The 26,051-nt window shown below is 66.4% G+C and carries 23 protein-coding genes; 16 read left to right on the top strand and 7 right to left on the bottom strand.

Features of this window, described 5'->3' with window-relative positions; genetic code table 11:
• The first annotated feature begins 9 nt into the window (after positions 1-9).
• The 10 genes from murD (at position 10) to lpxC (ending at position 12,070) form a co-directional block, all read left to right on the top strand.
• On the top strand, positions 10-1,536 hold the full coding sequence (gene murD, locus AC1DO7_RS22590; RefSeq protein ID WP_441617877.1) for a UDP-N-acetylmuramoyl-L-alanine--D-glutamate ligase: 1,527 nt from the start codon (positions 10-12) through the stop codon (positions 1,534-1,536).
• Positions 1,533-2,774, top strand: a complete 1,242-nt coding sequence (gene ftsW, locus AC1DO7_RS22585) for a putative lipid II flippase FtsW (protein ID WP_441617875.1) — start codon at positions 1,533-1,535, stop codon at positions 2,772-2,774. Before murD ends, ftsW begins: the two co-directional genes overlap by 4 nt.
• A 109-nt stretch (positions 2,775-2,883) precedes the next feature.
• Positions 2,884-3,954: an undecaprenyldiphospho-muramoylpentapeptide beta-N-acetylglucosaminyltransferase gene (gene murG / locus AC1DO7_RS22580; RefSeq protein ID WP_441643359.1), complete on the top strand. Its 1,071-nt coding sequence runs from the start codon at positions 2,884-2,886 to the stop codon at positions 3,952-3,954.
• A 13-nt stretch (positions 3,955-3,967) separates the two neighbouring features.
• Positions 3,968-5,416 (top strand): UDP-N-acetylmuramate--L-alanine ligase, encoded by a 1,449-nt coding sequence (murC, locus tag AC1DO7_RS22575; protein WP_441617871.1) that lies wholly within the window; start codon positions 3,968-3,970, stop codon positions 5,414-5,416.
• Positions 5,413-6,396 (top strand): D-alanine--D-alanine ligase, encoded by a 984-nt coding sequence (locus AC1DO7_RS22570; protein ID WP_441617869.1) that lies wholly within the window; start codon positions 5,413-5,415, stop codon positions 6,394-6,396. The genes murC and AC1DO7_RS22570 overlap by 4 nt, the downstream gene beginning before the upstream one ends.
• A 55-nt stretch (positions 6,397-6,451) precedes the next feature.
• Positions 6,452-7,324, top strand: coding sequence for a cell division protein FtsQ/DivIB (locus AC1DO7_RS22565; RefSeq protein WP_441617867.1), 873 nt, complete (start codon positions 6,452-6,454; stop codon positions 7,322-7,324).
• Positions 7,321-8,553 (top strand): cell division protein FtsA, encoded by a 1,233-nt coding sequence (ftsA, locus tag AC1DO7_RS22560; protein WP_020204727.1) that lies wholly within the window; start codon positions 7,321-7,323, stop codon positions 8,551-8,553. The genes AC1DO7_RS22565 and ftsA overlap by 4 nt, the downstream gene beginning before the upstream one ends.
• Positions 8,554-8,717: 164 nt before the next feature.
• A complete protein-coding gene (ftsZ, locus tag AC1DO7_RS22555) occupies positions 8,718-9,917 on the top strand; it encodes a cell division protein FtsZ (protein WP_477116589.1) in 1,200 nt (399 codons plus the stop codon).
• 554 nt (positions 9,918-10,471) lie between these two features.
• Positions 10,472-10,978 (top strand): peroxiredoxin, encoded by a 507-nt coding sequence (locus AC1DO7_RS22550; RefSeq protein ID WP_441617863.1) that lies wholly within the window; start codon positions 10,472-10,474, stop codon positions 10,976-10,978.
• 174 nt (positions 10,979-11,152) lie between these two features.
• A complete protein-coding gene (lpxC, locus tag AC1DO7_RS22545; protein WP_441617861.1) occupies positions 11,153-12,070 on the top strand; it encodes a UDP-3-O-acyl-N-acetylglucosamine deacetylase in 918 nt (305 codons plus the stop codon).
• A gap of 72 nt (positions 12,071-12,142) precedes the next feature.
• Here lpxC and AC1DO7_RS22540 read toward each other — a convergent pair whose 3' ends face one another.
• A complete protein-coding gene (locus AC1DO7_RS22540) occupies positions 12,143-12,670 on the bottom strand; it encodes a hypothetical protein (protein WP_441617859.1) in 528 nt (175 codons plus the stop codon).
• Between the two features lie 65 nt (positions 12,671-12,735).
• On the opposite strand from AC1DO7_RS22540, the gene AC1DO7_RS22535 reads away from it, so the two are divergent.
• The 5 genes from AC1DO7_RS22535 (at position 12,736) to AC1DO7_RS22515 (ending at position 19,603) form a co-directional block, all read left to right on the top strand.
• Positions 12,736-13,680, top strand: a complete 945-nt coding sequence (locus AC1DO7_RS22535; protein WP_441617857.1) for a M23 family metallopeptidase — start codon at positions 12,736-12,738, stop codon at positions 13,678-13,680.
• A 359-nt stretch (positions 13,681-14,039) separates the two neighbouring features.
• A complete protein-coding gene (secA, locus tag AC1DO7_RS22530) occupies positions 14,040-16,817 on the top strand; it encodes a preprotein translocase subunit SecA (protein ID WP_441617855.1) in 2,778 nt (925 codons plus the stop codon).
• A gap of 143 nt (positions 16,818-16,960) precedes the next feature.
• Positions 16,961-18,190, top strand: coding sequence for a bifunctional glutamate N-acetyltransferase/amino-acid acetyltransferase ArgJ (gene argJ, locus AC1DO7_RS22525; RefSeq protein ID WP_477116588.1), 1,230 nt, complete (start codon positions 16,961-16,963; stop codon positions 18,188-18,190).
• Between the two features lie 79 nt (positions 18,191-18,269).
• On the top strand, positions 18,270-19,169 hold the full coding sequence (locus AC1DO7_RS22520; RefSeq protein ID WP_441617851.1) for an ATP-binding protein: 900 nt from the start codon (positions 18,270-18,272) through the stop codon (positions 19,167-19,169).
• Entirely contained in the window at positions 19,166-19,603 is a 438-nt protein-coding gene (locus AC1DO7_RS22515) for an NUDIX domain-containing protein (RefSeq protein WP_441617849.1), read from the top strand. Before AC1DO7_RS22520 ends, AC1DO7_RS22515 begins: the two co-directional genes overlap by 4 nt.
• A 38-nt stretch (positions 19,604-19,641) precedes the next feature.
• On the opposite strand, the gene AC1DO7_RS22510 is transcribed toward AC1DO7_RS22515, so the two are convergent.
• The 6 genes from AC1DO7_RS22510 to pilB form a co-directional block, all read right to left on the bottom strand.
• The gene (locus tag AC1DO7_RS22510) at positions 19,642-19,827 is read right to left on the bottom strand and encodes a DNA gyrase inhibitor YacG (RefSeq protein ID WP_441617847.1); all 186 of its coding nucleotides are present in this window, start codon (positions 19,825-19,827) and stop codon (positions 19,642-19,644) included.
• Positions 19,828-19,831: 4 nt separating this feature from the next.
• Positions 19,832-20,590 carry a cell division protein ZapD gene (zapD, locus tag AC1DO7_RS22505; protein WP_477116587.1) on the bottom strand — a complete coding sequence of 253 codons (759 nt, stop codon included), beginning with the start codon at positions 20,588-20,590 and terminating at the stop codon, positions 19,832-19,834.
• 187 nt (positions 20,591-20,777) lie between these two features.
• Positions 20,778-21,389, bottom strand: a complete 612-nt coding sequence (gene coaE, locus AC1DO7_RS22500) for a dephospho-CoA kinase (protein ID WP_441617843.1) — start codon at positions 21,387-21,389, stop codon at positions 20,778-20,780.
• Between the two features lie 38 nt (positions 21,390-21,427).
• Positions 21,428-22,348, bottom strand: coding sequence for a prepilin peptidase (locus AC1DO7_RS22495; RefSeq protein ID WP_441617841.1), 921 nt, complete (start codon positions 22,346-22,348; stop codon positions 21,428-21,430).
• 3 nt (positions 22,349-22,351) lie between these two features.
• Positions 22,352-23,617: a type II secretion system F family protein gene (locus AC1DO7_RS22490; protein WP_441617839.1), complete on the bottom strand. Its 1,266-nt coding sequence runs from the start codon at positions 23,615-23,617 to the stop codon at positions 22,352-22,354.
• Between the two features lie 30 nt (positions 23,618-23,647).
• Positions 23,648-25,393 carry a type IV-A pilus assembly ATPase PilB gene (pilB, locus tag AC1DO7_RS22485; RefSeq protein WP_477116586.1) on the bottom strand — a complete coding sequence of 582 codons (1,746 nt, stop codon included), beginning with the start codon at positions 25,391-25,393 and terminating at the stop codon, positions 23,648-23,650.
• 427 nt (positions 25,394-25,820) lie between these two features.
• On the opposite strand from pilB, the gene AC1DO7_RS22480 reads away from it, so the two are divergent.
• Positions 25,821-26,051 (top strand): hypothetical protein (locus tag AC1DO7_RS22480; RefSeq protein WP_477116585.1); only part of this gene is annotated, 231 nt, incomplete at its 3' end.

Genomic DNA, 26,051 nt, shown 5'->3' with positions numbered 1-26,051 from the left:
GAATACGAAGTGTTTGGCGAGTTGCAGAAACCTCATGTGCTGGTGCTGGGCCTCGGCGAATCGGGGCTGGCGATGGCGCGCTGGTGCGGCCAGTACGGCGCCCCCGTGCGCGTCGCGGACACGCGCGAGGCTCCCGCCAACCTGGTCTTCCTACAGGCCGAGCTGCCTTCGGCGCAATTCATCGGCGGCGCGTTCGGCATGGCGCTGCTCGACGGCATCGGCCTGGTGGCGATCAGCCCCGGCCTGTCGCCGGCCGAGCCCGCCACTGCCGCGCTGCTGGCGGCGGCGCGCGAGCGCGGCATCCCGGTGTGGGGCGAGATCGAGCTGTTCGCCCGGGCGCTGGCCCACCTGCGGGCCGAGTCCGGCTACGCCCCCAAGGTGCTGGCGATCACCGGCACCAATGGCAAGACCACCACGACGGCGCTGACCGGCCGCCTGGTCGAGCGCGCCGGCAAGACGGTGGCGGTGGCCGGCAATATCAGCCCGTCCGCGCTGGACAAGCTGGCCGCGTGCATCGCCTCGGCCACGCTGCCCGAAGTCTGGGTGCTGGAGCTGTCCAGCTTCCAGCTGGAAACCACGCACACGCTGGCGCCGCATGCGGCCACGGTGCTCAATATCACGCAGGACCATCTCGACTGGCACGGCAGCATGGAAGCCTATGCCGCGGCCAAGGCGCGCATCTTCGGCGCGGCTCCCGCGCCCGGCGAGCCCGGCTGCCTGCAGGTGCTCAACCGCAACGACCGCCTGAGCATGGAGATGGCCCGCCGCGGCACCGCGCCCGTCACGTTCGGCACCGACCTGCCCGAGACACCAGGCAGTTTCGGCGTGCTGCGCGAGGGTGGCATGCCCTGGCTGGTGATCGCCGAAGCCGACAGCGAGGCCGAGGGCGAGAACAAGCCGCGCCGCCGCAAGGCCGCCGCCACCGAGGCCGAGTCCGCGGTGCCGGTGCGCCACAAGCGCCTGATGCCGGCCGACGCGCTGCATATCCGCGGCATGCATAACGCCACCAACGCCATGGCCGCGCTGGCGCTGTGCCGCGCCCTCGACCTGCCGCTCAATGCGCTGCTGCACGGCCTGCGCGAATATCGCGGCGAGCCGCACCGCGTGGAGTGGGTCGCCACGGTGGACGACGTCGAGTATTTCGATGACAGCAAGGGCACCAACGTGGGCGCGACCGTGGCCGCGCTGTCGGGCCTGGACAAGCGCGTGGTGCTGATCGCGGGCGGCGAAGGCAAGGGGCAGGATTTCTCGCCGCTGGCGGCTCCCGTGGCGCAGTACGCGCGCGCCGTGGTGCTGATCGGCAAGGACGCCGGCGAGCTGCGCCGGGCGCTGGAAGGCACCGGCGTGACGCTGGCCGACGCGGCCACGCTGGAGCAGGCCGTCACGCTGGCCGCAAGCGCGGCGCAGGGTGGCGACGCGGTGCTGCTGTCGCCGGCCTGCGCCAGCCTCGACATGTTCCGTAACTACGTGCACCGCGCCGAAGTGTTCCGCGCCGCGGTGGAAGAACTGGCGATGTCCCGGGGGATCCTGCCATGAGCGACGCTCAGGTCAAGCGCAGCGGGTTTATCGGCGCCACCATCGGCAATGCCTGGGGTGGCCTGCGCGACGCGGTGTCCGGCGTCAAGCCCACCCGCTCGCGCATGATGGAGTACGACCAGCCCCTGCTGTGGGTGTCGATCGTGCTGCTCGCGCTCGGCCTGGTGATGGTGTATTCGGCCTCGATCGCGCTGCCCGACTCGCCGCGCTACGCCAACTACCGCGAGAGCCATTTCCTCACGCGGCACGCGTTCGCGCTGTTCGTCGGCCTGGGCGGCGGCCTGCTGGCCTTCCAGATCCCGGTCAAGTTCTGGGACCGCTATGCGCCCAAGCTGTTCCTGATCGCGCTGCTGCTGCTGGTGATCGTGCTGGTGCCCTTCGTGGGCAAGGGCGTCAACGGCGCGCGGCGCTGGATCCCGCTCGGCATCATGAACTTCCAGCCCTCCGAGCTGATGAAGCTGGCGGTGGTGCTCTACGCGGCCAACTACACCGTGCGCAAGCAGGAGTGGATGCAGAACGTGGGCAAGGGATTCCTGCCGATGGGCGTGGCGGTGGTGGTGGTGGGCATGCTGCTGCTGCTGGAACCCGACATGGGTGCCTTCCTGGTGGTGGCCACGGTGGCCATGGGCATCCTGTTCCTCGGCGGCATCAACGGCAAGCTGTTCGCCGGCCTGGTCGGCGTGGCGGTGGGCGCGTTCGCGCTGCTGATCACGGCCTCGCCCTGGCGGCGCGAGCGGATCTTCGCCTACCTCAACCCGTGGGAAGAAGCCAACGCGCTCGGCAAGGCCTACCAGCTCACCCATTCGCTCATCGCCTTCGGCCGCGGCGAATGGACCGGGGTGGGGCTGGGCGGCAGCATCGAGAAGCTGCACTACCTGCCCGAAGCGCATACCGACTTCATCCTCGCCGTGATCGGCGAGGAATTCGGCTTCGTGGGCGTGCTGGTGGTGATCGTGCTGTTCTACTGGCTGGTGCGCCGCGCCTTCGAGATCGGCCGCACCGCGCTGCAGCTCGACCGCACCTTTGCCGGCCTGGTGGCCAAGGGCATCGGCGTGTGGGTCGGCTGGCAGACCTTCATCAACATGGGCGTGAACCTGGGCCTGCTGCCGACCAAGGGGCTGACCCTGCCGCTGGTGAGCTACGGCGGCTCGGGCATCCTGATGAACTGCATTGCGCTGGCCATTCTCTTGCGCATCGATTACGAAAATCGCGTGATGATGCGTGGAGGGAAGGTATGACCGGCGCGCAGCAGCACGTGATTTCGGCGAAGGCTAACTTCCTGCGCAAGCAGGAAGTTAAGCGCAGCGGCCGCAGCCAGAATTCATCCATGATGCGTGGAGGGAAGGTATGAGCGGCACGCGTACCCTKCTCGTGATGGCCGGCGGCACCGGGGGGCATGTCTTCCCCGGGCTGGCGGTCGCGCGCGCGTTGCGCGAGCAGGGCTGGCGCGTGGTGTGGCTGGGCAACCGCAGCGGCATGGAAGCCACGCTGGTGCCCAAGTACGACATCCCGATGGAGTTTATCCAGTTCGGCGGCCTGCGCGGCAAGGGGCCGCTGACCAAGCTGCTGCTGCCGTTGAACCTGCTGCGCGCGTTCTGGCAGAGCCTGCGCGCGCTGCGCCGGGTGCGGCCCGACGTGGTGCTGGGCATGGGCGGCTACATCACCTTCCCGGCCGGCATGATGGCTTCGCTGCTGGGGCGCCCGCTGGTGCTGCACGAGCAGAATTCCATCGCCGGGCTGGCCAACAAGGTGCTGGCCAGGGTGGCGGATCGCGTGTTGTGCGCCTTCCCCAACGCGCTGCCCGACAGCGAGTGGACCGGCAACCCGGTGCGCGAGGAACTGGCCCGCATGACCGCGCCCGACCAGCGCTACGACAACCGCAGCGGCCCGCTGCGGTTGCTGGTGGTGGGCGGCAGCCTGGGCGCGGCCGCCCTCAACGAGGTCGTGCCCAAGGCGCTGGCGCTGCTGCCGGAAGGCGAGCGGCCGCTGGTGAAGCACCAGGCCGGCGCCAAGCAGATCGATACGCTGCGCGCCAACTACCAGGCTGCCGGCGTGCAGGCGGAAGCCTTGCCCTTTATCGACGACATGGCCGGCGCCTATGCCGAGGCGGATCTGGTGATCTGCCGCGCGGGCGCCATGACCGTGTCCGAGGTGGCGGCGGCGGGGGTGGCGGCACTGTTCGTGCCGTTTCCCCATGCCGTGGACGACCACCAGACCACCAATGCGCAATTCCTGTCGCGACAGGACGCCGCCTTGCTGGTCCAGCAGAACGAACTGACCGCGAGCGGGCTGGCACAGATGCTGGCCTCGTTGTCGCGGACCCGACTCAAAGAGATGGCGCACCAGGCGCGCGGTCTAGCCAAGCCGGAAGCGACCCGGCGCGTGGCCGAGATCTGCAGCCAGATGGCCAGGGACTGAAACAAACGGATTCATGAAGCACATTGTCAAGAATATCCACTTCGTAGGCATCGGCGGCGCCGGCATGAGCGGCATCGCGGAAGTCCTATTGAACCTGGGCTACAAGGTCTCGGGCTCCGACGTGGGCAGCAACGCTGCCACGCGGCGGCTGGCCTCGCTCGGCGCGACCGTGATGCACGGCCACGATGCCGGCAACGTCAACGGCGCCAATGCCGTGGTGGTGTCCACGGCCGTCACCGGCGACAACCCCGAGGTGCTGGCCGCGCGCGCCAAGCGCATCCCGGTGGTGCCGCGCGCGGTCATGCTGGCCGAGTTGATGCGCCTCAAGCAGGGCGTGGCCATCGCCGGCACCCACGGCAAGACCACCACCACTAGCCTGGTGGCCTCGGTGCTGGCCGAAGGCGGGCTCGATCCCACCTTCGTGATCGGCGGCCGGCTCAACTCGGCGGGCGCCAACGCACGCCTGGGCACGGGCGACTTCATCGTGGCCGAGGCCGACGAATCGGACGCGTCGTTCCTCAACCTGTTCCCGGTGATCGAGGTCATCACCAATATCGACGCCGACCACATGGACACCTACGGGCACGATTTCGCCCGGCTCAAGCAGGCGTTCGTGGAGTTCACCCAGCGCCTGCCGTTCTACGGCATCGCCGTGCTGTGCGTGGACGACCCCAATGTGCGCGAGATCATGCCCTTCGTGTCCAAGCCGATCGTGCGCTATGGCTTCGCCGAAGACGCCCAGATCCGTGCGGTCAACGCGCGCGCGGTCGACGGCCAGATGCATTTCACGGTGCTGCGCCAGCTCAACGGCCACGCCGAGCCGCCGCTGGACGTGGTGCTGAACCTGCCCGGCATGCACAACGTGCAGAACGCGCTGGCCGCCATCGCCATCGCCACCGAGCTGGAGGTGGCCGACGCCGCCATCGTCAAGGCGCTGCGCGAATTCCACGGCGTGGGCCGGCGCTTCCAGCGCTACGGCGAGGTTGCCTGCCTCAATGTGCAAGGCGGGCAAGCCAAGGCCGAGGGCACCTTCACGCTGGTCGACGACTACGGTCACCATCCGGTCGAGATGGCCGCGACGCTGGCCGCCGCGCGCGGCGCGTTTCCCGGACGCCGGCTGGTGCTGGCGTTCCAGCCGCATCGTTTCACCCGCACGCGCGATTGCTTCGAGGACTTCGTCAAGGTGCTCGGCACCGTGGACGCGTTGCTGCTGGCCGAGGTCTATGCCGCCGGCGAGACGCCCATCGTGGCCGCCGACGGCCGCGCGCTGACACGCGCCTTGCGCGTGGCGGGCAAGGTTGAACCCGTATTCGTGGAGCAGATCGACGAAATGCCGCAAGCCATCCTGAACGCCGTCCGGCCCGGCGATGTAGTCGTGACGATGGGCGCCGGCACCATCGGCGGCGTGCCGGGGCAACTGGTTTCGCAACAAGTCTCGCAACAAGCGGGAGGCCAGGCATGAGCTTCGTCGCCCATCCCAATATCGATCCGAAATCGCTCGGCAAGGTCGGCGTGCTGCTGGGTGGCCGCTCGGCCGAGCGCGAGATCTCGCTGATGTCCGGCAACGGCGTGCTGGCTGCCCTGCAATCGCGCGGCGTGGATGCGCACGGCTTCGATCCGGGGCTGCAGTCGGTGGCCGAGCTGGCCACGGCGGGCTTCGACCGCGTCTTTATCGCGCTGCACGGCCGCTATGGCGAGGACGGCACCGTCCAGGGCCTGCTGGAGCAACTGGGCGTGCCCTACACCGGCAGCGGCGTGCTGGCTTCCGCAATGGCCATGGACAAGCAGGCCACCAAGCGCCTGTGGATGACGCACGGCCTGCCGACGCCGCGCTTCGCCATGCTGCACGCCGATACCGACTTTGCCGCCGTGGCGGCCGACCTGGGCCTGCCGCTGATCGTCAAGCCGGCGCGCGAAGGCTCGTCCATCGGCCTGACCAAGGTCACCGAGGCAGGCCAGATGCAGGCCGCCTTCGAGAAGGCGGCGGCGCTGGACAACGACGTGATCGCCGAGGAATTCATCGACGGCGCCGAGCTGACCTGCCCCATCGTGGGGGAGGGCGCCACCGCCGAAGCGCTGCCGGTGATCCGCATCGTCGCGCCCGGCGCGAATTATGACTATCAAAATAAGTACTTTACTGACGATACCCAATATCTGTGCCCGTCGGGCCTGCCGGACGACGTCGAAGCCGAAGTCCGGCGCCTGGCGGTGCAATCCTTCCGCGTGCTGGGGTGCCGCGGCTGGGCGCGCGCCGACGTGATGTTGCGCGCCGATGGCAAGCCTTACCTGCTGGAGATGAATACCTCGCCCGGCATGACCGGCCACTCGCTGGTGCCGATGGCGGCGCGCGCGGTGGGCATCAGCTACGAGGATTTCGTGATGCAGGTGACAGCCGCCGCCACGCTGGACCTGCATCCGAGCGACGCCTGGAAACCTGATTGAGCATGAACGCCGATTGAATTGAACCTGACCTGACGGACCGGAACCGCGCCAAGCCATGTGGCACAACACACGCCTGCTCAACCTGATCGCCTCCACGCTCTACGCGCTGGTGGCGCTGATGGCGTTCGCCGCCGGCCTGCTGTGGCTGGCACAGCGGCCGGTGTTCGCCATCACGCATGTGGAGCTGTCGCCGATGGACGGCGGCACGCTGCGCCACGTCAACGCGCCGGGCGTGCGCGCCAACGCGCTGGGCAAGCTCACGGGCAATTTCTTCACGCTCGACCTCAACGAGGCGCGCCAGAGCTTCGAGTCCGTGCCCTGGGTGCGGCGCGCGAGCGTTCGGCGCGAATGGCCCAACGGCCTGGCGGTCGAAGTCGAGGAGCACGAGGCGCTCGGCACCTGGGGCAACGCCGACAGCGGCCGCCTGATCAATACCTACGGCGAGATCTTCGTCGCCAACCCGGCCGAGGCCGAGGAAGACGCGCAGTTGCTCGCGCTGGACGGCCCCACCGACAGCGAGTCCGATGTCGTGGACAAGCTCGAAACCGTGCGCGAATGGTTCAAGCCGCTCAAGGCCGAACCGCTGGCACTCACGCTGTCGGCGCGCTATGCCTGGCGCGCACGGCTGTCCAACGGCATGGTGGTGGAATTCGGGCGCGAACAGAACGATGAAGAGCGCGACGCCATGGCGCAGCGCGTGAAGCGTTTCGTGGTGGCCTGGCCCCAGGTCACGGAGCAGTGGGGCAAGCAGATCGAATACGCGGACCTGCGTTATCCGAACGGATTTGCCATCCGCGCGGCCAACGTGCGGTTCCTGACAGATGCACAGGCCGCGGCGGCCGCCAAGGGCAAGGCTGCCGCGACCAGCGCCAATCCGACAAACAATCCGACGCGACTGAAGAGCAAGAACGCGGAGAAAAACCGATGAGCAAGGAATACAAGGACCTGTTGGTCGGTCTCGATATCGGCACTTCCAAGGTGGCCGCGGTGGTGGCGGAATTGCGCCCCGACGGCAGCTACGAAGTGATCGGGATGGGCCAGTCGGAGTCCAAGGGCCTGAAGAAGGGGGTCGTGGTCAATATCGAGGCCACCGTGCAGTCCATCCAGCGCGCGCTGGAAGAGGCTGAGCTGATGGCCGACTGCAAGATTTCCGAGGTCTTCACCGGCATCGCCGGCAGCCATATCCGCAGCTTCAATTCCAGCGGCATGGTGGCAATCAAGGACAAGGAGGTCACGCAGACCGACGTGGCGCGCGTGATCGAGACCGCCAAGGCGGTCAATATCCCGACCGACCAGCAGATCCTGCACATCCTGACGCAGGAATTCATCATTGACGGCCAGGAAGACGTGCGCGAGCCGATCGGCATGAGCGGCATCCGGCTGGAAGTGAAGGTGCATATCGTCACCGGCGCGGTCAGCGCGGCGCAGAACATCGTCAAGTGCGTGCGCCGCTGCGGGCTGGAAGTGCACGACCTGATCCTGCAGCCGCTGGCCTCGAGCCTGGCGGTGCTGACCGAGGACGAAAAGGAACTGGGCGTGGTGCTGGTCGACATCGGCGGCGGCACCACCGACATTGCCATCTTCAGCGAAGGCGCGATCCGGCATACCGCGGTGATCCCCATCGCCGGCGACCAGATCACAAACGACATCGCCATGGCGCTGCGCACGCCCACGCCCGATGCCGAGGACATCAAGATCCAGTACGGCATCGCCAAGCAGGCCATCGCCGATCCGGAAGACATGATCGAAGTCCCGGGCGTGGGCGACCGCGGCACCCGCACGCTCTCGCGCCAGGCCCTGGCCGCGGTGATCGAGCCGCGCATCGAGGAACTGTACTCGCTGGTGCACCAGGTGGTGCGCGAGTCGGGCTACGAGGAACTGCTGTCGTCGGGGGTGGTGATCACCGGCGGCACCGCGATGATGCCCGGCATGGTGGAACTGGGAGAGGACATCTTCCTCAAACCAGTTCGCGTCGGCGTGCCTGAATATCGCGGAAATTTGCACGAAGTAGTCAAGAGTCCGCGCTATTCGACCGTAATGGGACTACTGCTCGAAGGTCGCGTCCAGCGCATGCGCGGGCGCCGGGTGGCGGTACAGAGCGGCTCGGTCAAGCATGTGTGGGGCCGCATGAAGGAATGGTTCGTCGGCAACTTCTGACGTTGCCGGCGCGCAGGCGCTTTGAAAGATTGGCGGCGCTGTCCACCGGATCGGGGGCAGGCCGTTGAAACAGGCAGTTCTTTTTGATGGTTTCTTGTTCAGTAACCAGGCGTTGCGGCGGGGAGGCTGCAGCGTTTGGCGGCTGATTCTTCTTGGAGGCAGTGATGGACTTTGACATGATCGAAACGGAATTGCAGGACGGCACCATCATCAAGGTGATTGGCGTGGGCGGCGCGGGCGGCAACGCTGTGCAGCACATGATCAGCCGTGGCGTGCAAGGCGTCGAATTCATCTGCATGAACACCGATGCACAGGCGCTCAAGCGCTCCAGTGCCTCGCGCGTGCTGCAGCTCGGCAACACCGGCCTGGGCGCCGGCGCCAAGCCGGAGGTGGGCCGCAACTGCGCCGAGCAGGCGCGCGAGCAGATCGCCGATTCGCTGCGCGGCGCGCACATGGTCTTCATCACTGCCGGGATGGGCGGCGGCACCGGTACCGGCGCTGCCCCGATCGTGGCGCAGGTTGCCAAGGAAATGGGCATCCTGACCGTGGGCGTGGTCAGCAAGCCGTTCGAGTTCGAAGGCGCGCGTCGTGCCAAGGTGGCGGAAGCCGGTTCGAGCGAACTGGAGTCCTGCGTCGACTCGCTGATCGTCGTGCTCAACGAAAAGCTGTTCGAAGTGATGGGCGACGACGCCGAGATGGACAAGTGCTTCCAGTGCGCGGATGACGTGCTGCACAACGCTGTCGCCGGCATCGCCGAGATCATCAATGTGGATGGCCTGGTGAACGTCGACTTCGAAGACGTGAAGACGGTCATGGGCGAGCAGGGCAAGGCCATGATGGGCACGGCGACCGTGTCGGGTGTGGATCGCGCCCGCCTGGCTGCCGAGCAGGCCGTGGCCAGYCCGCTGCTCGAAGGCGTGGACCTGTCCGGCGCGCGCGGCGTGCTGGTCAACATCACTGCCAGCCGCTCGCTCAAGCTGTCGGAAACCAAGGAAGTCATGAACACCATCCGCAGCTATGCCGCGGAAGATGCCACGGTGATCTTCGGTACGGTGTACGACGACTCCATGGGCGATGCGCTGCGCGTGACGGTGGTGGYCACGGGCCTGGGCCGTTCGGCCAAGAAGCAGCAGCCGATGACCCTGCTCAAGACCGGTACCGACAACATGCCGGTGCAGATGATGGGCAATATGACCAACACCGTGAACGCAGGCCACAGCAGCGCGCCGGACTACAGCAACCTGGACACGCCGGCGGTGTGGCGCAGCTCGCGCGAATCGGCGTCCGCCCACGTCGCGGCGCTGCAGGAAAAGGGTGTGGATACCTACGATATCCCCGCCTTCCTGCGCAAGCAGGCGGACTGAGTCGGCACGGCAAGGTGCAGGCCTCCAGGCCGGCTGCCTGCCAGGCCGGGGCCCCGGAACAGCGAAACACGCAAGCGCTCCCTATCCGCCCGTGTTGCGCCCCGTGGTCCCGAACTGAGCGGCAGCCAGCTGGGCCGCACTCGCGCTGAAGCCCTCAGCTCGCATCCCGTCGCCGGGACAGGCGTGCCTCCGGCCGCCTCCCCGGACTGGTCTCCCGCCCCTCCCGGCCGGGATGTGCCGCCGTCCGCGCGGCGATCGCAAGATCGCCGCGCGCATTCCATTTTTCATGCGCAGTGCGGCGCAACGCGCCTGGCGCAGGTTTCATGCGTGCGCCAGGTTTAAGGTTTAAGGTTTAGAGTCGCACTGGAAATTCGCATCGGGCCCGCGCCGCGCTGGCCGCCGCGCGATACGCCTCGCTCCATGCGCCAATGTGCAGCCGCCCGGGCACTGTCGGAAAACACCGACGCTGCAACGGGGGGTACGCTGCCTTGGGTGCGGCAGGCGTGCGCGCTATGATGCTAAACAGGGTTTTTACCGAGACAGGAAGAGACAGCATGATCGAGACTGGAGCGCGTGTGCCCGACGCCACGCTGAACGAATTCTACGAAGCAGAGACCGGCGGTTGCGCGCTTGGCCCCAATGCCTTCTCCGTGGCGGAACTGGCACGCGGGCGCAAGATCGTGGTGTTCGGCCTGCCGGGCGCCTTTACCCCCACCTGCTCTGCCAAGCACGTGCCGGGCTACGTGGCCGAGGCCGAGGCGCTRCGCGCCGCCGGCGTGGACGAGGTTTGGTGCGTCTCCGTCAATGACGCCTTCGTGATGGGCGCCTGGGGCCGCGAGCAGAACACCGGCGATAAGGTACGCATGATGGCTGACGGCAGCGCCGAATGGACGCGCAAGCTGGGCCTGGAGATGGACCTTACCGCGCGCGGCATGGGTGTGCGCTCCAAGCGCTATGCCATGGTGATGGAAGACGGCGTGGTGACCGGCCTGTGGATCGAAGCCCCGGGCGAGTTCAAGGTCAGCAGCGCAGAAGCCGTGCTGGCAGCGTTGCGCGCCTAATACGCGATTGTGTCAAATTGACCCTCGAGAGTGACTTATAGGATGCTTTCGAGGGTGAATTCTTACGCTACTAACAGACCGAAACAAACTGGCGCAGCGCAGCAAACGAAGCAGTGGTAAAATCGCTATATTAGAAAGTGCAATCGATAGATTTTAATAATAGCTGAGAACGTCATGCTCAAACAGCGCACCATCAAATCCCTGGTCAAGACCGTAGGCATYGGYTTGCACTCGGGCCGTAAAGTGACGCTGACGCTGCGCCCCGCCCCGGTAGACGCCGGCATCGTTTTCACCCGCGTGGACCTGCCCGAAGCGGTCGAGATCCCCGCGAGCGCCAGCGCCATCGGCGACACCCGCCTCGCTTCGGTCCTGCAGAAGGACGGCGCGCGGGTCTCCACCGTGGAACACCTGATGTCCGCTTGCGCGGGTCTCGGTATCGACAACCTGTACGTGGACGTCGATGCCGAGGAAATCCCCATCATGGATGGCAGCGCCGCGTCCTTCGTGTTCCTGCTGCAGTCCGCCGAGATCGAGCAGCAGTCCGCGCCCAAGCGCTTCATCCGCGTGAAGAAGGCCGTGGAAGTGCGCGAAGGCGACAAGCTGGCGCGCCTGGAGCCCTTCTTCGGCTTCAAGCTGGCCTTCACCATCGACTTCCGCCACCCGGCGGTGGACAAGACCGGCCAGACCTTCGCCATCGATTTCGCCGATACCAGCTACGTGCGCGAGATCGCCCGTGCCCGCACCTTCGGCTTCGCCCACGAAGTGGAAGCGCTGCGCGAGATGGGCCTGGCGCGTGGCGGCAGCCTGGACAACGCCATCGTGCTCGACGAGCACCGCATGCTGAACAACGAGGAACTGCGCTACGGCGACGAGTTCGTGCGCCACAAGATCCTGGACGCGATCGGCGACCTGTACGTGGTCGGTCATCCGCTGATCGGCGCGTATATCGCCAACAAGTCCGGCCACGGGCTCAACAACCAGTTGCTGCGTGCCCTGCTGGCCGACCAGGAAGCGTACGAAGTGGTGACGTTCGAGCGGGTCGAGGATGCGCCGCCGGCGTTCCTGCCCCAGCTGCAACCGGCCTTCGCATAGGTCGCGAACGCCAAATGGTGCAGCAGTAAAGTAAAGAAAAGCCGGTCGACAGACCGGCTTTTTGTTTTGCCTTCAGGGCTTCGATGTCGGGCCGTGATGCGACAGCAAGGTCTTCAGGGCCTCGCGCAACGGCGAATCGGGCAGCTCGCGGGTGAGCTGGTCCAGGCTGGCCAGCCCGGTTGCCGACATCCTGCCGTTGCGTGGCCGTTCCACCGGCCCGGTGTCCCAGTCGCCCTGGCGGCCCACGTCCGGTTGAACGCGCACACGGATTGCGGTAATCTGCGATCCCCGCTGTTGCAGTCTTCCAAGTAGCGTAGGCACCACCTGCCGCACCCGTGCCGCGGCGGCCCCATGGGCTGCCAGCAACAGCAGTGTTCGCTCCCCCTGGCCTTGTCCGATGCCGCGGGCGTCCTGTTTGACGCCTGCCACGGCAATCCCGTCCTGCAGTCCGCGTGGCAGGAGCGACAGTACCTCGGCTTCCAGCACGGCCAGTTCCCGCGCCGTCTGCATCAAGGCCGAGACCGGGCCGGCCTTGTCCAGCCAGTCGTTCAACGGCTTGGCGGCGGGCGTCTGGAGGGCGTAATGGGTAAACATGCGCATGCGCGCATTCTAGCGTGCCGCCGCCTTCGTGCGGCGCCGGGCCTTGCATGGGAAGGAGCTGCATCATGCAGATCATCGTGCTTCATCCGCGCCTGCCGCGTGTGCGCCACATCAATTTATCGCGCGGTCGCCTGTTCGCCGCCGTGCTGGTGCTGTGCGTGGCGGTCGCGCTGCTGTCCTCCGTGCTGACCTGGTTTGTCGCGCGCGCGGGCCTGGCAGCGTTCGGCACCCCCCAGCGCGCCGCAGGCGACGATGCCTACCTGCGCGCCAACCTCAATGTGCTGGCCGCGCGCGTGGGAGAGATCCAGGCCCGCATGGTGCGCCTCGACGCGCTGGGCGAACGGGTCTCCGGCCTGGCCGGCATAGCCCCCAGGGAATTCAATTTCCAGCAGCCGCCGGGGCGCGGCGGCCCCGCGCCGGCGACCCAGTCGCGTGCGCCGAGCCTGCCGGAGCTGCAGACCGTGCTGGCGCGCCTGTCCGACCAGGCCGAGCAGCACGCCGACTATCTCGATGTGGTGGCGACCACGCTGCTCGATCGCCAGAGCGAGGACCGGCGCGTGCCGCGCGTGATGCCGGTGGCCGCCGGCTATGACGCCTCGGGCTTCGGCTGGCGCTTCGATCCCTTCTCGGGGCGCCGCACCCCGCATGACGGCGTCGACTTCTCGGCGCCTGTCGGCACCCCGGTCGTGGCCGCCGCCGGCGGTGTCGTGGTGGCTGCGGAATGGCACCCGGAGTACGGCAACCTGATCGATATCGATCATGGCAACGGCCTCAAGACCCGTTACGCGCATGCCTCAAGGATGCTGGTGAAGCCCGGCGACCTGGTCAAGCCTGGCCAGCAGATCGCGCTGGTGGGCTCGACCGGGCGCTCCACCGGCGCGCACCTGCACTTCGAGGTGCATGTCGATGGCGTGCCGCAGAACCCCAATCGCTTCCTCTCGGTGGCGAAAGCGGCATCCGCGCAGCTTGCCCTGGCGCCCGCCCCGACCGACCGCACCGCGATTCGCTGAGGCTTTGCGTCGGCCGGCCAGGTCGCCATTGAAGAACTGCCGCCCCGTCCCGATGTCCGAAGGAACTGGATGCGCGGCGCGCATCCGGAGCAGGTGACGCCAGAGGCTGGCATGKGGCTGTCGAATCGGCGATCCTTCGCCATCGAGGCGTCAATTCCCGGCTGCCGCGGGGTGTGGTTTGCACATCGCGCGCGCCGTCCCCTGCTTCCGGCCGCGCCCCGCGCGCGTGATAAACTCGGCGTTTTGCGCCAATCTTCCCATTTCCTCGCGCGGTGCGCCCTGGGCTACCGGCCAAGCCGGCCTTCAGGCCGTCCGGTGCATGGCACGGCGGCGTACCACTGCGTAGGTGAAAGCAATCGATGATCACGGGCCTTCTCAAGAAAGTCTTCGGCAGCCGCAATGAGCGGCTGATCAAACAATATGGCGGGACCGTCGCGCGGATCAATGCGCTGGAACCGAAGTTCGCGCCGCTGTCGGATGACGACCTGCGTGCCATGACCGAGACCTTCCGGCAGCGCCACCTCGCGGGAGAATCGCTCGAGGCGCTGTTGCCCGAGGCGTTCGCGGTGTGCCGCGAGGCCAGCAAGCGGGTCATGAAGATGCGCCACTTCGACGTTCAGCTGATCGGTGCAATGGTCCTGAACGACAACAAGATCGCCGAAATGCGCACCGGCGAAGGCAAGACCCTGACCGCCACGCTGGCGGTGTACCTGAACGCCCTCAGCGGCAAGGGCGTCCACGTGGTCACGGTCAACGACTACCTGGCCCAGCGCGACGCCGAGTGGATGGCGCGCCTGTACAACTTCCTGGGCCTGTCGGTCGGCGTGAACCTGTCGCAGATGCCGCATGACCAGAAGGCGGCTGCCTATGCCGCCGACATCACCTATGGCACCAACAACGAGTTCGGCTTCGACTACCTGCGCGACAACATGGTCTACGATCCGGGCCAGCGGGTGCAGCGTCCGCTGAACTACGCGATCGTCGACGAAGTTGACTCGATCCTGATCGATGAGGCGCGCACCCCGCTGATCATCTCGGGCCAGGCGGAGAACCACACCGACCTGTACCAGCGCATGAATGGCGTGCCCAAGCTGCTCGAGCGCCAGATCGGCGAGGAAAAGGCCGACGGCACCGGCGTCGAGAAGCCCGGCGACTACTTCGTCGACGAGAAGGGCCACCAGGTCTACCTGACCGAGGCCGGCCATGAGAAGGCCGAGGAAATCCTGGCGCAACAGGGCCTGATCGGCGAGGGCGAATCGCTCTACGCGCCGCAGAACATCACCCTGATGCACCACCTCTATGCCGCCCTGCGCGCACAGAGCCTGTTCCACCGCGACCAGCACTACGTGGTGCAGAACGACGAAGTCGTGATCGTCGACGAATTCACCGGCCGCCTGATGACGGGCCGCCGCTGGTCCGACGGCCTGCACCAGGCCGTGGAAGCCAAGGAAGGCGTGACCATCCAGCAGGAAAACCAGACGCTGGCCACGATCACCTTCCAGAACTACTTCCGCATGTACGAGAAGCTGTCCGGCATGACCGGCACGGCCGATACCGAAGCCTACGAGTTCCAGGAAATCTACGGCCTCGAAGTGGTGGTGATCCCGACCAACCGGGCCGCCCAGCGCAAGGACTTCCAGGACCAGATCTACAAGACCTCGAACGAGCGCTACGACGCCGTGGTGCGCGATATCCGCGACTGCTTCGACCGTGGCCAGCCGGTGCTGGTGGGCACGACCTCGATCGAGACTTCGGAATACCTCTCGGGCCTGCTGAACAAGGCGCAGCTGCCGCACCAGGTGCTCAACGCCAAGCAGCACGAGCGCGAAGCCGAGATCGTGGCCCAGGCCGGCCGGCCCAAGATGATCACCATCGCCACCAATATGGCGGGTCGCGGCACCGACATCGTGCTGGGCGGCAACGTGGAAAAGCAGGCCGGCTTCATCGAAGCCGACGACAGCCTGTCCGAGGCCGACAAGGCCGCGCGCGTCGCCCATCTCAAGGACGAATGGCAGTCGCTGCACGACCAGGTCAAGGCCGCGGGCGGCCTGCATATCGTCGGCACCGAGCGCCATGAGTCGCGCCGTATCGACAACCAGCTGCGCGGCCGTGCCGGCCGCCAGGGCGACCCGGGCTCGTCGCGCTTCTACCTGTCGCTGGACGACCAGCTGCTGCGCATCTTCGCCGGCGATCGCGTGCGCGCGATCATGGAGCGCCTGAAGATGCCCGAAGGCGAGCCGATCGAAGCCGGTATCGTCACGCGCTCGATCGAATCCGCCCAGCGCAAGGTCGAAGGCCGCAACTTCGACATCCGCAAGCARCTGCTGCARTACGACGACGTSGCCAACGACCAGCGCAAGGARATCTACAAGCTGCGCAACGAGGTGCTCGAGTCGCAGGACGTCGGCGAGATGATCAAGAACCTGCGCGAGAGCGTGCTGGTCGAGATGTTCCGCGACCACGTGCCGGCGGATTCGATGGAAGAGCAGTGGGACATCGCCGGCCTGGAGGCCAAGCTGCGCGACGAATGGTCGCTCGACGTGCCGCTGGCCGCCACCATCGAGGCGGCGCAGAGCATCGAGGACGAGGAACTGCTGAACCAGATCGTGCGTGCCGCCGACGAACGCTATGAAGGCAAGGTCGGCCAGGTCGGCCGCGAATCCTTCGCGGGCTTCGAGCGCTCGGTCATGCTGCAGAGCATCGACACGCACTGGCGCGAGCACCTGGCCGCGCTGGATCACCTGCGCCAGGGCATCCATCTGCGCGGCTACGCGCAGAAGGATCCCAAGCAGGAATACAAGCGCGAGTCGTTCGAACTGTTCGCGCGCCTGCTGGACGTGATCAAGGTCGAAGTCACGCGCGTGATCTTCAACGTGCAGATCCAGTCGCCGGAAGAACTCGAGCAGGCCTCCGAGCAGATCGAGGAAGGCCTCCAGCACCTTGGCAACGTGCAGTACAAGCACGAGGAGTTCGACGAGGTCAGCCAGGCCGCGGAGCCCACCAGCGCGCCAGAGCGTGCCGGCATTGCCTACGCGGCCGCCGCCGAGGCGGCCGGCATGGCCAAGGTGGGGCGCAACGATCCGTGCCCCTGTGGCTCAGGCAAGAAGTTCAAGCAGTGCCACGGCAAGCTCAGCTGAGCCGCGCACGGTGAAGTCAGCAAACATGCCCGCGCAAGCGGGCATGTTCGTCAGGGGAGGGGCAAACGGCATGCCATGCGGCATGCACCGCGCCGCCGCCTGACACCAGAAACCAGCAACGACGAACGCATCGAGGAACGCAAATGGCCGTCAACCTGCCCCTGCCGCTGGCAGAGAACCTGAAACCTGTCGCCGGCGTCGAGCTCGGCTGGGCCGAAGCGGGCGTCCGCAAGGCCAACCGCAAGGACGTGCTGGTGGTGCGCGTGGCCGAGGGCAGCACCGTGGCCGGCGTGTTCACCCGCAACCGTTTCTGCGCCGCGCCGGTTCAGGTCTGCCGCGAGCACCTGGCCGCGGGCAAGGGCATCCGCGCGCTGGTGGTCAACACCGGCAACGCCAATGCCRGCACCGGCGAGCCCGGCCTGGCCGCGGCCCGCGCGACCTGCGATGCACTCGCCGCGCAACTCGGCATCGCCGCCGACCAGGTCCTGCCGTTCTCGACCGGCGTGATCCTGGAACCGCTGCCGGTGGACCGTATCGTCGCCGCGCTGCCCGCCGCCATCGCCGGCGCGAAGCCGGACAACTGGCTGGCCGCGGCCGAGTCGATCATGACCACCGACACCCAGCCCAAGGCTGCCTCGCGCACCGTGCAGATCGGCGGCAAGACCGTCACGCTGTCGGGCATCAGCAAGGGCGCCGGCATGATCCGCCCGAACATGGCGACCATGCTCGGCTTCGTCGCCACCGATGCCACGGTCGCGCAGCCCGTGGTGCAGGCGCTCGTGTCCTACGCGGCTGACCACTCGTTCAACAGCATCACCATCGACGGCGACACTTCGACCAACGACTCCTTCTTGCTGATCGCCAGCGGCAAGGCCGGCGCGCCGGCCATCGAGCGTGCCGAGGGCGCCGATTTCGAGGCGCTGCGCGCCGCGCTGACCGAGCTGGCGCAGGAACTGGCGCAGATGATCGTGCGCGATGGCGAAGGCGCCACCAAGCTGATGACCATCYGCGTGGAAGGCGGCAAGGACGTGGCCGAATGCCGGCAGATCGCCTATGCGGTGGCGCATTCGCCGCTGGTCAAGACCGCCTTCTACGCCTCGGACCCCAATCTCGGCCGCATCCTGGCCGCGGTGGGCTATGCTGGCGTGGACGATCTCGAAGTCGAGCGTGTCAACCTGTGGCTGGACGATGTCCTGGTGGCGCGCGACGGCGGGCGCAATCCCGACTATCGTGAAGAAGACGGCCAGCGCGTGATGAAGCAGGCCGAGATCACCGTGCGCATCGCGCTCGGCCGCGGCGCTGCCGCCGCCACGGTGTGGACCTGCGACCTGTCGCACGACTACGTTTCGATCAACGCGGACTATCGTTCGTAAGCCATGCCGCGCGGCGGCTCCCGCGCAGGGAGCCGCCTGGTCCTGCATCCCCGTATTTCCGCCTTCCTGCCCAGCTGCCATGTCCGACCTCGCCTCCCGCCTCGACAGTTTTCTCGCACGCCTTGAACAATGGTTGCCGCCCCAGCTGACCGATTCGGACTGGGAGCAGGCCGTCGCGTTTCGCTGGCGCAAGCGGCAAAGCCTGTTCGGCAACATCGGCTACCTGCAGGCGATCCGCCAGCTGCCGCCGATCCATCTCGACGACCTCAAGAACATCGAGCGCCAGAAGGACGCCATCGTCGCCAACACGCGCCAGTTCGTGCAGTGCCTGCCGGCCAACAATGTGTTGCTGACCGGTGCGCGCGGCACCGGCAAGTCGTCGCTGATCAAGGCCTGCCTCAACGCCTTCGTCAAGGACGGGCTGCGCCTGGTGGAAGTGGACAAGGATGACCTGGGCGACCTCGGCGATATCGTCGAGCAGCTGTCCGGCCGGCCCGAGCGCTTCGCCATCTTCTGCGACGACCTTTCCTTCGAGGAGGGCGAGTCGGGCTACAAGTCGCTGAAGTCGGCGCTCGACGGCTCGGTGGCGGCGCAGTCGGACAATGTGCTGATCTACGCCACCTCCAACCGCCGCCACCTGCTGCCCGAGTACATGAAGGACAACGAGACCTACCGCCACACCGACGACGGCGAGATCCATCCCGGCGAAGTGGTGGAAGAAAAGATCTCGCTGTCCGAGCGCTTCGGCCTGTGGCTGTCGTTCTACCCGCCCAAGCAGGACGAATACCTGGCCATCGTGGGCCATTGGCTCGGCCACTTCGGCTGCAGCGCCGAGGACGTTGCCGCGGCGCGCGGCGATGCGCTGGTATGGGCGCTGGAACGCGGCTCGCGCTCCGGCCGCGTGGCCTGGCAGTTCGCGCGCGACTGGGGCGGCAAGCATGGCAAGCCGTTCGTCGCCTCGCCGGAAGGCCAGGCATGAGCGAGACCGCGCAGGATGGCGCCGCGGCAGGCGCGGCACGGAAGGTGACCGAGGTAGCTGTCGGCGTGATGGTGCAGCCTGGCGGCCGCTTCCTGCTGGCGCAGCGCCCGGCCGGCAAGCCCTACGAAGGCTACTGGGAGTTTCCTGGTGGCAAGCTCGAGCCGGGCGAATCGGTGGAAGAAGCGCTGGCGCGCGAGTTGCACGAGGAACTCGGCATCGAGGTCTCGCAATGCGTGCGCTGGCATGTGCTCGAGCACGACTACCCGCACGCCTATGTGCGCCTGCATTTCTGCAAGGTCACGGCGTGGTCGGGCGAACTGGTAGGACGGGAGGGGCAGGCTTTTTCGTGGCAGTCGGCGCCGGTGGCCGTCGGGCCCTTGCTGCCGGCCACGGTGCCGGTGGTGGACTGGCTGGCCGAGGAAGGCAAGCGCTAGACATCAGGGCGGAGCCGCGGCTTGCGGCCCTCTTTGCCCTAGTCTTCGTCTTCTTCCTGTCCCGGGGCGGGATTCTCGCCGGGCTTGCCGCCGATCACGTACTTCTCCGAAGCCCACGCGCCCAGGTCGATCTGCTTGCAGCGCTCAGAGCAGAACGGACGGAATTTGTTCTCGGGTACCCAGGCCACGTCCTTGGCGCAGGTGGGGCATTTGACTGTTGCCATTGCTTCAGAAATTGCAGAGTTTGAGCAGGAAGGGAATGTCGGCATCGACCGAGCGCGGGCGCAGGTCGCCGTCCTGCTGCGTGAAACGGACCCACAGCATGTACTTGTTGGCGCTCATCTCCGGGATGAAGGCCAGCAGTGAGTCGTCCAGCAGCACCTGCATCAGCTGGTAGCTGCGGCCGGACAGCATCTGCTGGTAGCTGCCGCCGGTGGCGATCACCTTGCCGCTCTGGCCAGACTCGCGCAGCAGCCGCAGCACGGTGTTGGYGCCCATGCGCAGCGGCACCAGCGGACGCGCCCACTTGAGGATGTCCGAGCGGCGGTCGTCGGCGGGGCGGTGCTGCCAGGCGTAGTAGGCCGGCAGGTCGAATTCGCAGGTGCCGCCGGGGATGATGGCGCGGCTGCGGATGCTGGTCAGCCACTCGTTGTCGGTCAGCAGCTGGCCGGCCTTGCCCACCAGCTGGTTGAGCTGCGACATGGCCTGCTCAATCTCGCCGATGATCGCGTCCAGCGCGCCCTGGTCGATCTGCGGGTTGGCGCGCAACGCGGCCAGTGCCTGGCGCTGGCGCTCCAGTTCCTTGAGCAGGTCGGTCTTCAGGTCCGCGCGGCCGGCCACGTCGATGATCTCGAACAGTGTCGTCAGCGCCACGTGATGCTGCAGGGCGTGATCCTGGCCGAGGAAATAATCCAGGCGATCGAACAGGTCTTCCAGGCGCAGGAGGGTCCTGATGCGTTCGTTGAAAGGATATTCGTACAGAATCAAGTGATATGTCCGGGCAGCAGGGGCAGATTGGCAGGGAGTCGAAAGGACCGATCGGGGCGGACCCGCGATCCGGCCAGTATGCGGCCATTTCCCGCGTGTATCCAGCGCATTCTATGCGAGTCCGTGTATGGCGACAACGAAACGGCCGACTAAAGGTGCATCGCGCGCCACCGGGTATGGCCGGTGCTCAGCCGGGGGCGAGGCTGCGGTAGAGCCGGTCGAGCCGTTCCACTTGCGGGGCGAGGGCGTCGGCCGGGCCATCGTTGTCGACCACGTCGTCGGCACGGGCCAGGCGCTCGCCGCGTCGGGCCTGCCTGGCCATGATCGCCTCGACCTGTTCGCGCGTGAAGCCGTTGCGCGCCATCACGCGGGCCACCTGCGTGGCTTCGCTGCAGTCGACCACCAGCACACGGTCCACGCGCGCCGCCCATGAGCCAGACTCGACCAGCAACGGCACCACGTAGATGAGATAGGGATGCAGTGCCGCCGCACGGATGCTGGCGGCGCGGCTTTCGGTCAGCTGGCGGATCAGCGGATGGGTGATGCCTTCGAGCCGCGCCTTGGCGGCCGGGTCGGCAAACACCAGTTCGCGCATGGCGTTGCGGTCCATTGCGCCGTCCGCGCGCAGGCAGCCGGGGCCGAAGGCTTCGCGCAGCGCGGGAATGGCCAGGCCGCCCGGCGCGGTGATCTCGTGCGCGAGCAGGTCGGTGTCGATCAGGGCGGCGCCGCGCGCGGCGAACAGGTCCGCCACGCGGGTCTTGCCGGAGCCGATGCCTCCGGTCAGTCCGATTTGCAGCATGTCTATCTCGAGGCTTGCGTGGGTTGGCGGCGTGCCGGTCAGCCTGCGATGCCCAGCGGCAGCACATTGGCGCCGAAGAACAGCACCAGCATGCCGGCGCCGGCGATATAGGGGCCGAAGGCGAAATGCGTATCGCGATCCTGCCGGCGCAGCGCGATATTGGCAAGGGCGAATACCAGTCCCACCACTGACGACAGTAGTACCAGCGCCGGCAGCGCCTGCCAGCCGAACCAGCCGCCCAGCGCCGCCATCAGCTTGAAGTCGCCGTATCCCATGCCTTCCTTGCCGCGCAGCAGCTTGAACACCCAGTAGACCGTCCATAGCAGCAGGTAGCCCGCGGCCGCACCGATCACGGCATCGGCCAGCGGCGCGAACAGGCCACCCAGGTTCAGCAGCAGGCCCAGCCACAGCAGCGGCAGGGTGATCTGGTCCGGCAGCAACTGGGTGTCGGCGTCGATCAGGGTGAGGGCGATCAGGGCCCAGATCAGGGCGATGGCCGCCAGCGCCTGCCAGGTCGGCCCGAAGTGGGCGGCGGCCAGCGCGGTGAGCAGCGCGGTGCCGGCCTCGACCAGCGGATAGCGCTTGCCGATGGGCGCGCCGCAGGCCGAGCAGCGCCCGCGCAGCACCAGGTAGCTCAGCACCGGGATGTTCTCCAGCGCGCCGATCGCGTGGCCGCAATGCGGGCAGGCCGAGCGCGGCACCATCAGGTTATAGGTGTCGGGGTGGGGCAGCGGATCATCGCGCAGCGAGGCGATGTAGTTGGCCTCGTCGTACTCCATCATGCGCGGCAGGCGGTGCACCACCACATTGAGGAAGCTGCCGACCATCAGGCCGAGCAGCGCGGCGCCGGCAAGCAGGAACCCGGGCGGCAGCACCGCCAGCGTTTCGATGGCGTGCGCGGGCGCCGCCAGCGAGGAGATCGCGCCAGCGGCGCCGTCCGTCGAAAACAGCCACTGCATGCCTTAGACCACCTGTCCCAGTTTGAAGATCGGAAGATACATCGCCACCACCATGCCGCCGATCAGCACGCCCAGCACCACGATGATGAGCGGCTCGATCAGGCTGGAGATGGCGGCCACGGCGTCGTCCACCTCGCGCTCGTAGAACTCGGCCACCTTCAGCAGCATATTGTCCAGCGCGCCGGATTCCTCGCCGATCTGCGTCATCTGCAGGACCATGTTGTCGAACACATGGGTGGCCTGCATGGCGTTGGTCAGGCTGGTGCCGATGCGCACCGACTGCTCGATCTCCTTGGTGGCGTCGTAGTAGACCCAGTTGCCGGCGGCACCGGCCACGGATTCCATCGACTCCACCAGCGGCGTGCCGGCGGCGAACATGGTGGCCAGCGTGCGCGTCCAGCGCGCGATCACGGCCTTGCGGAACAGCGAGCCGAAGATCGGCAGCCTGAGCAGCATGCGGTCGCTGGCGCGCTGCACCTTCTCCGAGCGTTTCAGGCTGCGCACATAGAGCCCGATGCCGAAGATCGGCACGCCGATCACGATGTACCAGTTGTCGACGAAGAAGTCCGACATGGCGATCACGGCCAGGGTCGGCGCGGGCAGGTTGGCGCCGAAGCTCGAGAACACGCCCTTGAACGCCGGGATCACGAAGATCATCAGGATCACCGTCACGGCGAAGGCCACCGTCAGCACCGCGATCGGGTAGATCATGGCCGACTTGATCTGGCTTTTCAGCGCGATGGTCTTTTCCATATAGAGCGACAGGCGCTCCAGCAGGGCGTCGAGGATACCGCCCTGTTCGCCGGCATCGATCAGGTTGCAGTAGAGCGTGTCGAAATAGCGCGGGTGGCGGCGGAAGGCCTGCGCCATGCTGCTGCCGGATTCGATGTCGAAGCGGATCTCGGACAGCAGCTGGGTGAAGTTGGGGTTGGCGTGGCCGCGCGCGATGATGTCGATCGACTGCAGCAGCGGGATGCCGGCCTTGAGCATGGTCGAGAGCTGGCGCGTGAAGTACGCGATGTCCTTCTCGGTGATCTTGCGCCCGCGCGCGGCGCGCCGCTTCTTGAGCTTGACGACGGTGAGGCCCTGCTTGCGCAGCGTGGCGTTGACCTCGGCCTGGCTCTCGGCACGCAGCTCGCCCGAGAAGGCCTTGCCCTTGCGGTCCTTGCCTTCCCACTCGAAGATGTACTGCGTGGGCGCTTTACGCCCCGATTTCCCCTTGGGCGCAGCCGCCTTGCGAGCGGCGGCGGCTGGTGCGCGTGTCGCCATGATTGACCCCTAATGACATTCTTTGTTGTTTTACATATTGGTTGTGGCCAGCACTTCTTCCAGCGAGGTGACACCCAGTTTCACCTTCGCCAGGCCGGCTTCGCGCAACGATAGCACGCCATCGCGACGCGCCTGTTCGGCGATCTGCAACGCCGAGCCGTGCGCCAGGATGATCTGTTGCATGGCCTCGGTGATGGGCATTACCTGGTAGATGCCGCAGCGGCCCTTGTAGCCGCTGCCGTTGCAACGCTCGCACCCGACCGGGTGGTAAGGCTGCCAGCTACCGTCGAGATCCTGTTCCCGGAAGCCTGCATCGATCAGCACCTCGGGCGCCAGATCGCCGGGCCGCTTGCAGGTGCACAGGCGGCGCGCCAGCCGCTGCGCCGTGATCATGAGCACGCTCGAGGCGATGTTGAATGGCGCCACGCCCATGTTCATCAGGCGCGTGAGCGTGGTCGGCGCATCGTTGGTGTGCAAGGTGGAGAACACCAGGTGACCGGTCTGCGCGGCCTTGATCGAAATGTCGGCGGTTTCCAGGTCGCGGATTTCGCCGACCATGATGATGTCGGGATCCTGCCGCAGGAACGAGCGCAGCGCGGCGGCGAAGGTCAGGCCCGCCTTGTCGTTCACGTTGACCTGGTTGATGCCGGGCAACTGGATTTCCGCCGGATCCTCCGCCGTGGAAATATTGATGTCGTCCTGGTTGAGGCGGTTCAGGAAGGTGTACAGCGACACCGTCTTGCCGCTGCCGGTGGGGCCGGTTACCAGCACCATSCCGTASGGMCGCTTGAKSACYTCCAGCAGCAKCGCCTTCTGCGCSGGCTCGTAGCCGAGCTGGTCGATGTCSAGCTTGTCGGASGACGAYTCCAGRATCCGSATCACGATCTTCTCGCCGAACAGSGTSGGCAGCGTGGAGACGCGGAAGTCGATCGCCTTCTCCACGACTTCCTTCGCTTCCTTGCTGTCCTTGTCGGCGTTCTTGTCCTTGGGCAGCGCGATCAGCAGCTTCATGCGGCCGTCCTGCGGCACGCGCTTCTCGGAGATGTCCAGGCGCGACAGCACCTTGATGCGGGTGGCGATCTTGTCGCGGATGTCGAGCGGCGGGCGTGCCACTTCCTGCAGCACCCCGTCGACGCGAAAGCGGATCCGGTAGAAGGTCTCGAATGGCTCGAAGTGCAGGTCGGAGGCGCCGCGGTGGAAGGCTTCGGTCAGCAGCTTATGGAGGAAGCGCACCACCGGCGCGTCGTCGATATCGCCTGCGGTCTTGTTGCGCAGCGCGGCGGCGGAAGCGACCGGGTCGTACTCGATCCTCTTCTGCTCAGCCTGCACCGGCGTGAGCGACTTGAGCGTGCCGCCGCTGTCGTCGCTGGCCGAGCGCACATATTGCATGAGCTTGTCGTGCTCGACCACGACCGCATCCACCGGCAGGTTGTACTTCTGCTTGATGGCGTCGAGTCCGGCCTGGTTGCCCGGGTCGGACAGCGCCAGCAACAGCCGGTTCTCGCGCCGGCCCAGCGGCAGCAGCCGGTGCGCGTGGAACTCGCGGTTGCCCGCCAGCGTCGGCGGCACCTTGTTGAGGTTGTACTGATTCAGATCGATCAGCGGCAGCTGATATTTATCAGCCGCGAAGATCGCCACATCATGTGCAGTCATGGTGCCGCTGGCGATGATCTCGTCGATCAGCTGCGACTTTTTTTCTCGTGCCGACTGTTCAAGCTGGGCGAGCAGGGCCGGCGCGATGCGCCGGCTCTGTGCAAGAGCTAGACCAAGTGTCATGGCAAAAAACTAACGGCCGGCAAGCGACCGAAGGACCCCGAATCGGGGCAGTTTGCCGGCGGGGTCACTTTTTGTAAAGGCGAGGCGGGACCGGCGTTGGCGTTTGCGCGACACGGGCGCAACCCTACTTGCGCGGGGGGAGGGCAGGCTGGCCGGGAAATCGATGGCGCCGAATAAAGGCGCGCCAGACGGGGGCCAGACGAAAAAAAGCCGCACATTGCTGTGCGGCTTTTTCTCTTACGGTCTTGTCGACCGTGAAACTGGTCGGGGTGAGAGGATTCGAACCTCCTCATTCCCTTGCAAATCAAGGACTTAGCCTTGATGTGGTGTTACAGTTGGAACACTTTAGTGTAACATCGCAAGTCGGTCTTGCAAAGGGCCTGACGCGCAGCCCCCGACTGGCATTCCCACTACTACTTTACCAAGCATGGCAAAGTCTCAAAAACCTGATGTGATCGAGCGTCTCTACGATACGCTGTTGGATAAATCGACCGGAAACCTTTCGCGAACGGTCGTCACCAATGGGGACATTATTGAGGCCATCGCGTGGTGCAAAACCAACAAGGAGTCGACGCTGTCGGTAAAAAACCCCGCGAATTTCCTGAAGGACATTATTCGCGGGAAAAACGCATCAAACATGTGGCCGGATCGCTTGAAG

Source organism: Cupriavidus sp. 05N40, assembly GCF_056397305.1.
The sequence above is the reverse complement of the archived record's forward strand: the minus strand, read 5'-3'. Positions and strand labels throughout refer to the sequence as shown.

Coding starts and splice junctions, on each gene's coding strand:
- AC1DO7_RS22570 (WP_441617869.1), top strand. CDS start 5,413: ATGAGCTTCGTCGCCCATCCCAATATCGATCCGAAATCGCTCGGCAAG.
- AC1DO7_RS22565 (WP_441617867.1), top strand. CDS start 6,452: ATGTGGCACAACACACGCCTGCTCAACCTGATCGCCTCCACGCTCTAC.
- AC1DO7_RS22490 (WP_441617839.1), bottom strand. CDS start 23,617: ATGGCGACACGCGCACCAGCCGCCGCCGCTCGCAAGGCGGCTGCGCCC.
- AC1DO7_RS22535 (WP_441617857.1), top strand. CDS start 12,736: ATGCAGATCATCGTGCTTCATCCGCGCCTGCCGCGTGTGCGCCACATC.
- AC1DO7_RS22510 (WP_441617847.1), bottom strand. CDS start 19,827: ATGGCAACAGTCAAATGCCCCACCTGCGCCAAGGACGTGGCCTGGGTA.
- ftsW (WP_441617875.1), top strand. CDS start 1,533: ATGAGCGACGCTCAGGTCAAGCGCAGCGGGTTTATCGGCGCCACCATC.
- AC1DO7_RS22515 (WP_441617849.1), top strand. CDS start 19,166: ATGAGCGAGACCGCGCAGGATGGCGCCGCGGCAGGCGCGGCACGGAAG.
- AC1DO7_RS22520 (WP_441617851.1), top strand. CDS start 18,270: ATGTCCGACCTCGCCTCCCGCCTCGACAGTTTTCTCGCACGCCTTGAA.
- ftsA (WP_020204727.1), top strand. CDS start 7,321: ATGAGCAAGGAATACAAGGACCTGTTGGTCGGTCTCGATATCGGCACT.
- AC1DO7_RS22495 (WP_441617841.1), bottom strand. CDS start 22,348: ATGCAGTGGCTGTTTTCGACGGACGGCGCCGCTGGCGCGATCTCCTCG.
- AC1DO7_RS22540 (WP_441617859.1), bottom strand. CDS start 12,670: ATGCGCATGTTTACCCATTACGCCCTCCAGACGCCCGCCGCCAAGCCG.
- murC (WP_441617871.1), top strand. CDS start 3,968: ATGAAGCACATTGTCAAGAATATCCACTTCGTAGGCATCGGCGGCGCC.
- coaE (WP_441617843.1), bottom strand. CDS start 21,389: ATGCTGCAAATCGGACTGACCGGAGGCATCGGCTCCGGCAAGACCCGC.